The sequence below is a fragment of the Mesorhizobium sp. WSM1343 genome, from assembly GCF_055901535.1.
On record NZ_JBVVWZ010000002.1, the window covers coordinates 73,206 to 84,105 of the forward strand.

9 protein-coding genes and 2 pseudogenes are annotated in these 10,900 nt (G+C 58.8%); 4 read left to right on the plus strand and 7 right to left on the minus strand.

Features of this window, described 5'->3' with window-relative positions:
* Positions 1-7: 7 nt before the first annotated feature.
* Both ccoO and ccoN read right to left on the minus strand, forming a co-directional pair.
* Entirely contained in the window at positions 8-739 is a 732-nt protein-coding gene (gene ccoO / locus AC0NIL_RS30885; protein ID WP_013525001.1) for a cytochrome-c oxidase, cbb3-type subunit II, read from the minus strand.
* 11 nt (positions 740-750) lie between these two features.
* Positions 751-2,361, minus strand: coding sequence for a cytochrome-c oxidase, cbb3-type subunit I (ccoN, locus tag AC0NIL_RS30890; RefSeq protein WP_013525002.1), 1,611 nt, complete (start codon positions 2,359-2,361; stop codon positions 751-753).
* Positions 2,362-2,607: 246 nt separating this feature from the next.
* On the opposite strand from ccoN, the gene AC0NIL_RS30895 reads away from it, so the two are divergent.
* Positions 2,608-3,024, plus strand: a complete 417-nt coding sequence (locus tag AC0NIL_RS30895) for a hemerythrin domain-containing protein (protein WP_013525003.1) — start codon at positions 2,608-2,610, stop codon at positions 3,022-3,024.
* A gap of 52 nt (positions 3,025-3,076) precedes the next feature.
* Here AC0NIL_RS30895 and AC0NIL_RS30900 read toward each other — a convergent pair.
* A pseudogene (locus AC0NIL_RS30900) lies at positions 3,077-3,804 on the minus strand (Crp/Fnr family transcriptional regulator).
* A 157-nt stretch (positions 3,805-3,961) separates the two neighbouring features.
* Between AC0NIL_RS30900 and hemN the strand changes: the two are divergent.
* Both hemN and AC0NIL_RS30910 read left to right on the plus strand, forming a co-directional pair.
* Positions 3,962-5,311, plus strand: a complete 1,350-nt coding sequence (gene hemN, locus AC0NIL_RS30905) for an oxygen-independent coproporphyrinogen III oxidase (protein WP_024505301.1) — start codon at positions 3,962-3,964, stop codon at positions 5,309-5,311.
* A 63-nt stretch (positions 5,312-5,374) separates the two neighbouring features.
* Complete coding sequence (locus tag AC0NIL_RS30910) at positions 5,375-6,406, plus strand: pilus assembly protein TadG-related protein (protein WP_474048905.1); 1,032 nt, start codon at positions 5,375-5,377, stop codon at positions 6,404-6,406.
* Between the two features lie 312 nt (positions 6,407-6,718).
* On the opposite strand, the pseudogene AC0NIL_RS30915 reads toward AC0NIL_RS30910, so the two are convergent.
* From AC0NIL_RS30915 to AC0NIL_RS30930, 4 genes and pseudogenes are all read right to left on the minus strand, one after another.
* Positions 6,719-6,966, minus strand: a pseudogene (locus AC0NIL_RS30915) (nucleotidyltransferase); the annotation flags it as partial.
* 286 nt (positions 6,967-7,252) lie between these two features.
* Entirely contained in the window at positions 7,253-8,038 is a 786-nt protein-coding gene (gene xth / locus AC0NIL_RS30920) for an exodeoxyribonuclease III (RefSeq protein WP_024505822.1), read from the minus strand.
* Positions 8,039-8,058: 20 nt separating this feature from the next.
* Positions 8,059-8,226, minus strand: coding sequence for a DUF3606 domain-containing protein (locus tag AC0NIL_RS30925; protein ID WP_081714477.1), 168 nt, complete (start codon positions 8,224-8,226; stop codon positions 8,059-8,061).
* A 376-nt stretch (positions 8,227-8,602) separates the two neighbouring features.
* Positions 8,603-9,346: a hypothetical protein gene (locus AC0NIL_RS30930; RefSeq protein ID WP_337123973.1), complete on the minus strand. Its 744-nt coding sequence runs from the start codon at positions 9,344-9,346 to the stop codon at positions 8,603-8,605.
* 315 nt (positions 9,347-9,661) lie between these two features.
* Between AC0NIL_RS30930 and AC0NIL_RS30935 the strand changes: the two genes are divergently transcribed.
* The gene (locus AC0NIL_RS30935; RefSeq protein ID WP_024505823.1) at positions 9,662-10,849 is read left to right on the plus strand and encodes an FkbM family methyltransferase; all 1,188 of its coding nucleotides are present in this window, start codon (positions 9,662-9,664) and stop codon (positions 10,847-10,849) included.
* The last annotated feature ends 51 nt before the right edge of the window (positions 10,850-10,900 follow it).

Below are 10,900 nucleotides of genomic sequence, written 5' to 3' on the forward strand. Positions count from 1 at the left end.
AACTCCCTCAGCGATAGCCCGCGGCTTCGTCGTAGTTCTTGAAATCGACCAGCGTGCCGAGCATCTGGAGATAAGCGACAAGGGCATCCATTTCGGTGACCTGTTGCGGGTTGCCGTCGAAGTCGCCGATCTTGGCTTTGGGGTAGCGGGCTTCGAGGCCGGACGTGTCGGCGTTGGGATCGGCTTGCGCCATCAGGTCGGCATTGGCGCGGGCGATCATGTCATCGCTGTAGGGGACACCGACACGCCTGTTGGCAACCAGATGCGTCGAGAAGTCCTCCACCTCGATCGGCGTGTCTTTGAGGAACGCGTAGCTCGGCATGATCGATTCCGGCACCACCGAACGCGGATCCGTGAGATGCTCGACATGCCACAGATTCGAGTAGCGGTCGCCAACTCTGGCGAGGTCCGGCCCGGTACGCTTCGATCCCCACTGGAAAGGATGATCGTACATCGACTCGGCAGCCAGGCTGTAGTGACCGTAGCGCTCGACTTCGTCGCGGAACGGCCTGATCATCTGGCTGTGGCAGAGGTAGCAGCCCTCGCGCACATAGATGTTGCGCCCGACAAGTTCGAGCGGCGAATAGGGGCGCATGCCTTCCACCTTCTCGATCGTGTTGTCGAGATAGAAGAGCGGTGCGATCTCGACGATGCCGCCGACGGTCACCACAAGAAGAGAGCCAACGAGAAGAAGCGTGGCGTTCTTCTCGATGAGTGCGTGTCTGTCCATCAAGCCCATTGTCTGGCTCCTTATTCGGCAGGCTGAAGGGCGGGAACAGAGCCGGGCATCGGCTCCTCCTCGCGCTGGTATCCGAGGATGGTCATGGCGATGTTCCAGGCCATGATCAGGGCGCCGGAGAGATACATTGCCCCGCCAATGGCGCGCATGAGATAGTAGGGATGCATGGCGGCCACGGTTTCGGCGAAGGAATAGACCAGGAAACCCTGCTCGTCGTATTCACGCCACATCAGGCCCTGCATGACGCCGGAAACCCACATGACGGCGGCGTAGACGACGATCCCCAGGGTCGCCAGCCAGAAGTGCCAGGTGACGAGCCTCAGCGAGTAGAGCCGCTCACGGTTCCAGAGCTTCGGCACCATGAAGTAGATTGCGCCGAACGAGATCATGCCGACCCAGCCGAGCGCACCGGAGTGCACGTGGCCAATGGTCCAGTCGGTGTAATGCGACAGCGAGTTGACCGTCTTGATCGACATCATCGGACCTTCGAAGGTCGACATGCCGTAGAAGGCGATGGCCATCACCATCATACGGATGATGGGGTCCGTGCGCAGCTTGTCCCAGGCGCCGGACAGCGTCATCAGGCCGTTGATCATGCCACCCCATGACGGCATCCACAGCATGATCGAGAACACCATGCCGAGCGTCTGCGCCCAATCGGGCAGGGCGGTGTAGTGCAGGTGATGCGGCCCGGCCCAGATGTAGAGAAAGATGATCGCCCAGAAATGGATGATCGACAGCCGATAGGAATAGACCGGCCGGTTCGCCTGCTTGGGCACGAAGTAATACATCATGCCGAGGAAGCCGGCAGTGAGGAAGAAGCCGACGGCGTTGTGGCCATACCACCATTGCGTCAGGGCGTCCTGGACCCCGGAAAAGGCGGAGTAACTCTTTGAGCCCAGGAACGAGGCCGGCATCGACAGGTTGTTGATCACATGCAGCATCGCGATGGTCACGATGAAGGAGAGGTAAAACCAGTTGGCGACGTAGATGTGCGGTTCCTTGCGCTTGAAGATCGTGCCGAGGAACAAGATGAGATAGGCGACCCAGACGATGGTCAGCCAGATGTCCACGTACCATTCGGGTTCGGCGTATTCCCGGCTCTCGGTGATGCCGAGCAGATAGCCGGTCGCGGCCATGACAATGAAAAGCTGGTAACCCCAGAACACGAACCAGGCGAGATCGCCGCCGAACAGGCGCGCGCGACAGGTGCGTTGCACGACGTACAATGACGTGCAAAGCAATGCGTTGCCGCCGAATGCGAAGACCACTCCGGACGTATGCAGCGGCCGCAAACGGCCGAAGTTGAACCAGGGCTGGATGTTGAGATCGGGGTAGGCAAGCTGCAGCGCGATGACCACGCCGACAAGCATGCCGACGACACCCCAGAACATGGTGGCGATGGCGCCGTAGCGGATTGGACCATCCATGTAAGCGGATGGGTCAATCGGAGCGGCCACCTCGAAATTCGTGTTGCGGATGAGGATGGCGACAAAACCAAGCAACACAAAAAACAGCACCCACATATGCTGTCGAAAGGGCTGGTCCACGCCGAAGCCCGCGGCCACCAGGGCTGCAAATGTGAAAAGGCTCAAAACGAAGATTTGCGTGCCGAACTTCATGAGCTATCCCCGACCTCGGATTCCGATGCGCGGACGCCAATCCGCATAGACACCAATTCAGCAGTCGCGTTGTCGCCGCCTTGATCCATGTCAAAGCCCAGCCCCTTCTGAGTGGGCAGCGTGGTCTTGCACTCGGAGGCCGCCCTTGAGCCGGAAGAAGGGGCTGGGATCGTCGCTGTTCGAAGCAGGCGATGAAAATCCCGCACCGACTGATCGATCCAGCAGGGAAGTGGTCCAGCCGCGGTGATGAAGCGCGCGCACAGGGAAAAGCTGCAGCTCTGCGACGCCCTGGAAAGAATGGCGGGCGCCTTGCCCGGCGTCGATCGCCTGGAGTGTCTCGGCGCGGCCAACGCGATCGTTCCGCTGCTGCGCAACATTGATCAATACGAAGAGACGGTCATCTTTCCCGCCTACGAGGATGCCGTGGTCAGCAGCAATGCGAACCTTGCCTCAACCCGGCGATTGCGGGCCGAACATATGGAAGACGAATGCGTTGGCGGTGAGGTGACCGAAATTCTGCTGGCCATCGGTCATGGCGAGGCGGTCGAAAACCCCGAAGCCCTCGGGTTCATGTTGCGCGGCCTGTTCGAGAATCTGCGCCGGCACATCGTGTTTGAACGCGAGCATGTCCTGCCGATGATCGGGATCGTCGATCGAGACTAGAGTTGACGCAATTCCGGACGGAAAACTGTTTCAGCCTTTTCCTGGAATTACTCTAGGCTCCGGAGCGGCTCGCCAACCGGGCAAGGCTGTCCACAGTCACATGGCGGTTGTTGTCGATCCGGATCACGCCGTCTGTCCGCAGCCGGGTCAACTGGCGGCTCACCGTCTCGATTGTCAGGCCGAGGAAATCGGCGATGTCGGCACGTGTGAGAGGCAGTTCGAAGCTCGTCGGATTGGTGTTTGGATCGAGCGTGGGATCGATGTTTCTGGCAATCATCAGCAGAAAGCTCGCCACTTTTTCCGCAGCGGTCTTGCGTCCCAGCGTGACCATCCAGTCGCGTGCATCGTCGAGTTCGTTCAGCGTCTGCTTGAGCAGGCGGTGCTCGAGATCCGGCGACTCCCTCATCATCCTTTCGACGGAAGCCCTTGGAAACGAACACAGGGAGACGGCCGTTGCCGCTTCCGCGTTGATCACGCTTTCCACCTAAACGGCCGTCCCAGAAAATCGGGGGCAAACTGAAGCGCGACAATCTGCTGGCGCCCGTCCGAAAGGCTCTTCGTCAGCTTCACGACGCCGGAAAGCACGTTGGAATAGCTGTCGACGGTTTCGGCGTCGCCCATCAGTTCTGACCCCGGTTCAACGGTGTGCTTTGACGAGGTCTTGGCGAGCCCGACCAATTGATCGGGATCAAGGGCACCGCAAATGCCGCGATGCCTTGCCTCGCAGGATTGGCAAAGCACGGGAATACCGGCACTATGAACATCCTGACGCACTGTCATCACGATCGTCCGAGGATCCAGGGTATCGGCAAGATAAGCATCGGCCATTGAAAAAGCCTTGTGGCAGTTTGTCCGGTGCAAAGGCTTTGACCGAAATCAAGGTATCGGCGTGCCGTTGCGGTCATTTTCCGGGCCATGCAACCACAGGAATGGCGAGATGCGACCGGAACTAGCTGCCAGACTTGGCGAGAACGTGCCGCGCTACACGAGCTATCCGACCGCGCCGCATTTCCATCCGGGGGTCGATGCCACTATCTGTCGAGGCTGGCTGGAGGCGCTGGAGAACGGCGACGAGATTTCACTCTATCTGCATATTCCCTACTGCGACAGACTCTGCTGGTTCTGTGCCTGCCACACCAAGCAAACACGTCACTATGAGCCGGTAACTGCCTATCTCCGCTCGTTGCACGCCGAGATCGCCACCGTTGCCCGTATTGTCGGCGGCAAGGCTGGCGTGCGCGCCGTCCACTTCGGTGGCGGCTCTCCGACGATGCTGAAGTCCGAGGACATGGTGGTGCTGGGGAAAGCATTGCGGTCCAGCTTCGATTTCCTTCCGGACGCCAAGATCAGCGTCGAAATCGATCCCAATGATATGGACGACGCCCGTCTTGATGCGCTGGCCGAGATCGGCATGACCCGGGCGAGCCTCGGCGTCCAGGACTTTGACCTGAAGGTACAAAAGGCAATTAACCGCGAGCAAAGCTTTTTGCAGACCAAAGCGGTCATCGATGGCGTTCGTTCGCGCGGCGTCGAATCGGTCAATCTGGACCTGCTCTACGGCTTGCCGCACCAGACCAGGGAGAGCGTCTCCTCAACCGTCGCGCAGGCACTGACCCTGGAACCGGATCGGATGGCGTTGTTTGGCTACGCGCATGTACCCTGGTTCAAGAAGCATCAGACGATGATCGACGAGGCATGGTTGCCTGGTCCGGCACAGCGCCTTGCTCAATCACAACTGGCCGCGTGTCTTATGCTGAACGCGGGGTATGAGCCCGTCGGCTTCGACCATTTCGCCAAGCCCAACGATGCGTTGGCTGTAGCGGCCCGAACCGGCTGCTTGCGCCGGAATTTCCAAGGCTATACCGAGGATCGCTGCGAAACCTTGATCGGCCTCGGCCCATCGTCCATCAGTCAATTTCGCCAAGGCTATGTGCAGAATATGCCATCGAACACGGAGTATGGACGCATGGTCTCAGACGGTGGGCTGGCGGCTGTCCGCGGCATCGCGCTTTCCGACGACGACCGCGTCCGCGGCTGGATCATCGAGAGGCTGATGTGTGATTTCGCCTTCTCAGCCATCGAGCTGGTGGAGCGTTTTGGCAAAGCCGGCCAGAGGCTTCTGCTGAAGGCAAGTTCCACGGCCCTTCATGATCCGGCGCGGTTGCTTGAACTTGATGGTGACCGCTTCGTCGTGCCGGCGGAAAGCCGGCCCTTTGTCAGAAGCATCGCAGCGAAGTTCGACAAATATCTTGAAACCGGCAAAGCCAGGCACTCGGTGGCGGTCTGAGCCGCTCAGAAATGCTCCCACGTCTGAATTGTAGACCGGTTCGCGCGTTCCCATGACGGTTCGATGGGCCCGTTGTTTGTTTTCATGCTGGCGCCCATCATCACCGCCATCGGCTTCTCGGTCGACTATACCAGGGCGGTCCAGACCCGGTCCAACGAGCAGCAGGCGCTGGATGCCGCGGTCCTATCGATCACCGGTATGGACACAACCTCAACGTTGCCGCAGCGCCAGACTATGCTGCAGGATACCTTCATCGCCAACCATGGCCTGGGTACCCCGACACTGAACAGCTTTGTGGTTTCCGCCAATGGCACCGCCACCGCGCAGGCCATGGCAAGTTACTCCATGCCCACCGTGTTCATGCAGATCGCCAGGATCAACACGGTGCCGGTCGCCGTTGGGTCGGCGGCGAGCAAGACGCCGGCCCTGGTGCAGACTACCTTCAAGGTTTCCAAGGTGTCGGGCTGGTGGAACAAGACGATGACGCTCTACGGCACGACATTTGGAGCGACGGTGGCCAAGCCGCTGATGTCGATCGAGTATACCTATAACGGCTTCGGTGATCCGAAGGGCTACGGCACAACGAATGTGTACACAATCACCAACAACGGCGGGGCCGACATCAAGACGCTTGTCCAGTCGCAAGTTTGCACCACCGCCGGCGTGAGCACCTTCACGGGTCTGACCGCAGACGCGATACTCCAGACCAGCGGCACCAAGAAATATTCAACCACTTGCCTCAACACCATGTACCCAGCCAACAGCGCCGGCGCGTCGATCGACGTCAACCAGATGGCTGGCCTCTCGCTGCAGATGTACGTACCATCGGGCAACCCGAAGTACCTAAAGTCGGATGATCCGACCACCTCCAACCGACTCTACAGCGGCGTGGACGCGAACAACCTGACCGAGACCCCGACTGGGCAGAAGGTCGACATCTTCACCATCGTGCCTTGTGGTGTAACCAGCTATCAAGCCTGGGAGGACGGCGGCACAACCGTGCCGACGCCGTCTTCAAATGCCGACTTCTTCTACAGCGTCACCGGCAAGTGCGACTTCAACAAGCGCCCCTCGATAACGGCCCTGACACAGTAGGAGGTGCATCTCTGTGCCCTTTCATTGTCCCTTCCTCCCTGTGAAAAAGCGGCCGAGCGAGGCTCGGTCAGATGGGAGGTGATCCAGCCGCTCTGAGGGCTGCTCGTACATTACCGGTTTCAGCCAAAACTGGCGGCCCGCAGCACTCGCGCGCAGGGCGACAAAAAACACCGGAGGTTTCGCCTGATGGCCTTCCTGTTGCTGTTTTGGGGAAACACCCCTTTGCCGGCCGCTACGCGGGAACCGGCGACATGCCGATTTCTAAGGCGATGGAGGAGTACCGCTTTCCGTACGGGGCGAACGCCGCCGCGGCAGTTTGCGATTGTTCACCACCACCAGCCGATCGAAATCCGAACGATAGCCCTTCCTGGTATGCGGCTCGTCGACCCAGTCGCCACGCGCATAGGACCCAAAAGTATGATCTTGAGGATGCGCCCACGCCTTTTGAAGTCGGCCGTCCCGCCCTTGAGGGCATCCTCAAACTCCTCGAGAAGGAGTTTGACCGTCTTTCTCAGCTCGCGCTGTTTTGGTGGCGGGAGGTTGTCGATGCTGGATTTCATAAACAAAGGTCGGTCGACCATTGCGTACATAGCCGAGACAAGCCTCGAATCTACAGACTGACGCGTTTGCCCGCGTGAAGCAACGTGGTCAGTTCCCACGCATTCGATGCTGTCGTTCCCAAGTACCTGCTCGTGCGGATCGTATGGAGATCCAAACACAATATTCCGCTCGGTGGCAAAAGTAATGCGCGACGCCACGTGGTCCGAAGAATGACTACAAATGTCGGACAAAGGGGGCGAAGTCTGGAGCAGCCAGCACCGTCTGAATCGGACGGCATTTCAAGTCTCAACTCGGGCTATCAAGTTCTATCCATGCAGGCGCATGATCGCTCGGCTTCTCCCATCCTCGCGTCTCTGCATCCACCCCCGCATTGCGAAGCCGGGACGACAACGAGGGACTGACCAGCAGATGGTCCATTCGCAGGCCAGAACTCCTGTCGTAACCGCCCCCATAGGAGTGATTCCAATAAGTGTAGACACCCTTGTCCGGATGGATGCGCCTGAGCGCATCGGTCCAGCCGTCCTCAAGCATATCGGCATAGGATTGGCGACTCTCGGGAAAGTAAACCGCATCGCCAATCCATCGTCGCGGCACCACGGCATCAATCGGAGTTGGGACGACATTATAGTCGCCGCACAGCACGGTCGGCGCGCCCTCTTGGAGAAGAGCTCGGCCGTAGCGCATCAGACGGTCGAACCAGCGCAGCTTGTAGTCAAACTTGTGACCAGGCGCGGGATTTCCGTTTGGCAGGTAAAGACAGCCGACAACTAGCCCGCCGATCTCCGCCTCGATATAGCGGCTATGGCTGTCGTCAGGGTCGCCGGGAAGCCCGCGTCGGCGCTCGATCGGGTCTACTCCGCGAGCCAGGATAGCGACGCCGTTGTAGGATTTCTGGCCGTGCCAGATCGCGCGGTATCCCGTCTCGCGGATCGCCCCAATTGGAAACTTCTCGTCAGACGTTTTCAGTTCCTGCAGGCAGACGATGTCGTAATTCGTAGTCGTCAGCCACCTAAGGAGCACGGGCAGCCGGCCATTAACGCCGTTCACATTGAAGGTGGCTAAGCGGATCATTTGCGCACGCGAACGGTGGTCTATTCTTTCAGCTTGTCCTCAATCTTCTTGCGGCTGTTGCCCACCGATTTCACGTCAGCCTTCCTCGCGCCGGTCTTGCCCGCCTCGTATTTCACTTCATTATCCTGCCCGCCAGCAACCTTCGCGCGGTCCTCATTGTGTCCACGGGTTGTTCCAGTACTGGCCATTTCGTCCTCCAAAGGATTGCCATTCCAGACCCGATAACGCCGCCAGACTCTTCCGGTTCAATCTGTCGACTACCGCTTTGAACCGAATTCCACGCACACGATTGAATCGAGCCATGAATTCGAGTTCGACAAGTTGATGGGTATCGCGCTCAGGTCGCGATTCCGGCCCATGTTGCATGTCGCGCGGCCTGACCAGTCCTGCCAGAGCTCACGATGGCGGACTCGGCGCCGAAAAGCGCCGCGAGCCGAGATGCCATATCATAACGCCAATGTGCGTGTGAGCCCGCGAGCAAGGAAACGACCGACATGTCTTTGACCGGACACGGTCATCGAGCGCAGGCTAAGCCGGTCCGTCGCCTACCGGCCTAAGCGCTCTTCACTTGGCCCGCTGTTGAACGTGCAGCAGATCACGCAGGCGGATCGGCAATCTGGGCGAAGCGCGCAATTCGACACAACTCGCCTCCCAGTGTCCGAGGTACTCGGCGATCGGCATGCTGGTGCGGCCAGGCCAGCGGTTGAGTGCCCCCAAAGCCTCTACGCAGTCCGGCGCGCGGCCGTATTCGGCGAGGATGGTCAGCGACATTGCCTGGGCGAACGGATTAAGAGCGGGCATTTCGATCTCGCCGCGGTGGTCGGCGAACCACGCAGCGGCGTCGCGCGTGAGCCCCTGGCTTTCAGCGAGCGCTGCATAACGATCGATGATGTCCTGGCGGTACCGGGCGATGGCATCGCCGAAGGCATTGTCGCCGGCGAAGGGCGGCGCCTCCTTCCAGCTTTTCGCCAGACGTGCGAGCCCACGCAGCGAGTGGGCCTCCACCATGGTCTCCTCGATCCATTGGCAAGGCGGCGCCGGCCTGGCGTCCGGTTGCCAGCTGTTGCAGAGCACATGGCCGAGTTCGTGCCCGAACTGGTAGGCGAGCTTCGACCAGTCACGCTCGCCGATATCGACGATGATCCAGGCCATACTGCTGCCGTCCGGATGCAGCCAGATTGCCGGCGTGCCGGAAGTGTGCTCGTCGACACGCAGGCGCGTCGGCTGGCGGTCGGACAGCAGGCGGACGCCGTCGAGGCATGCATGCCGCATGCGTTCGACGACCTGATCAGCGGCTCCCTCAAGCATGTGGCCCCAGTCGCCGGCAAGCTCGATGGGGGCGGTTAGGAGGTTTGGTTGCGAGCTAGCTGAGGAAGGTGGGGAAGACATGACCCCGTAGCCTGTGCTCCAACCGCCCGAGGGTGTCAACGCCACTGGTGTGAGGCTGCCGGCCACTGAACCTGCAAGCAAATTTAGGAGATCTCGTCGCAGCAACTTCGAAACTCGACCATGTTGCCCTGCAAGGAGAAAAATAGGAAGTCCAGCTTGTTCTGCCATCGGCCGAGGTCTAAGCGTAGACCCCTTGAGGGTTGAACTACTCGGAAGCGGCTAGGGGACTCGAGGGTGGGCGAGGCGATCTTTTCCAAAACGTATGTTGGCGATGCTTTATCAAGCTGGCAGGTCGTCCACGAAATGTCGAGTCATATCGTTGGCGGAGCTTTGGTCGTTCGCGACAGTGACCGCCGTGACTGGCATCTTCTAGGACTTCACGATTCAGCTTTTCTGTTTCGAATGGTTCGGATGAGGTGCGTCCTCAGATTCTTCCCCACGACCACCACAAACTTCTATATCCATCACTATGGTTCTTTGGATGTTGCCGAAATTGCACTCGACGGCACCATAATAAACAGGGGTATCAGTCACACCATTTCGATCAACGCTCATCCAGATGACACGATCGAGATCGATGTGAGCTTTTTGAGTTGCCACGGGTCTCTCTCAATAGGCTGCTCCGACAATGGTCGTCCCGTCTACGCCGGCACTGGACTCGAACAGTTTGCACTCTTGAGCGTTCTGGTTGAAACGTTTGATGCATACCCGGAGTTGTCTCGCACGCCGGCAGAGGAGCGGATCACCCTCGTCGATGTTGGCGGCCAAGGAGGGCTACAGCTCAAGTGGATGCTGCGAGCCGATCATATTACGCCCGTCGTGTTCGAACCCTTGTCGTCGGAAGCGACGGTGATACGACAAACCCTCGATCGAATTCCGGGCGCGCAAGTGGTGGAAAAGGCGCTGGCAAACACTTCTGGCCCCCAAAAGCTGTATATTACTGCCGGATCATACTGCTCGTCTTTGCGAGAGCCAAACTTTGAGATCCTGCAGAACTACTCAGTAGCCCGTGTCTTCAACGTTGTCAGCATGCAAGAGGTCGAATGTGTTCGATATGACGAATTGTTCCGCGCAAGCGCGGTTCCGTCACCGGATGTTATAAAAATAGACGTCCAAGGTCTTGAATACGAAGTTCTGCTTGGTTTCGGCCACCTTCTGGAATCCTGTTTGGCTATCGAGCTGGAAACGCATGTTGTTCCGATATATCGAGGACAAAAGCTGATTGGTGACATAGTCAACATTCTGGGCGATTTCGGTTTCGCCCTACGCCAGCTTAATCAAGTACCGCACTTCGATGGCGATGCAGTCGAGTTTGATGCCCTTTTTACGAAGAGGCGCGACAAGGTTGCAACTCTTTCTGATCTAGAAAAGCGAAAATTTGCTGTAATCATTCAGGCGTTAGGAATTCTTCCGTACCCGTGAGGCCATGAATAGAACGACCGTTCGCCAGCGATCGAGGTAGAGTCCTTCAAA

Excerpts from the sequence above, each read along its gene's own strand:
- AC0NIL_RS30895 (WP_013525003.1), top strand. The coding sequence starts at position 2,608 with ATGAAGCGCGCGCACAGGGAAAAGCTGCAGCTCTGCGACGCCCTGGAA.
- AC0NIL_RS30910 (WP_474048905.1), top strand. The coding sequence starts at position 5,375 with ATGGGCCCGTTGTTTGTTTTCATGCTGGCGCCCATCATCACCGCCATC.
- hemN (WP_024505301.1), top strand. The coding sequence starts at position 3,962 with ATGCGACCGGAACTAGCTGCCAGACTTGGCGAGAACGTGCCGCGCTAC.
- ccoO (WP_013525001.1), bottom strand. The coding sequence starts at position 739 with ATGGGCTTGATGGACAGACACGCACTCATCGAGAAGAACGCCACGCTT.
- xth (WP_024505822.1), bottom strand. The coding sequence starts at position 8,038 with ATGATCCGCTTAGCCACCTTCAATGTGAACGGCGTTAATGGCCGGCTG.
- AC0NIL_RS30930 (WP_337123973.1), bottom strand. The coding sequence starts at position 9,346 with ATGCTTGAGGGAGCCGCTGATCAGGTCGTCGAACGCATGCGGCATGCA.
- AC0NIL_RS30925 (WP_081714477.1), bottom strand. The coding sequence starts at position 8,226 with ATGGCCAGTACTGGAACAACCCGTGGACACAATGAGGACCGCGCGAAG.
- ccoN (WP_013525002.1), bottom strand. The coding sequence starts at position 2,361 with ATGAAGTTCGGCACGCAAATCTTCGTTTTGAGCCTTTTCACATTTGCA.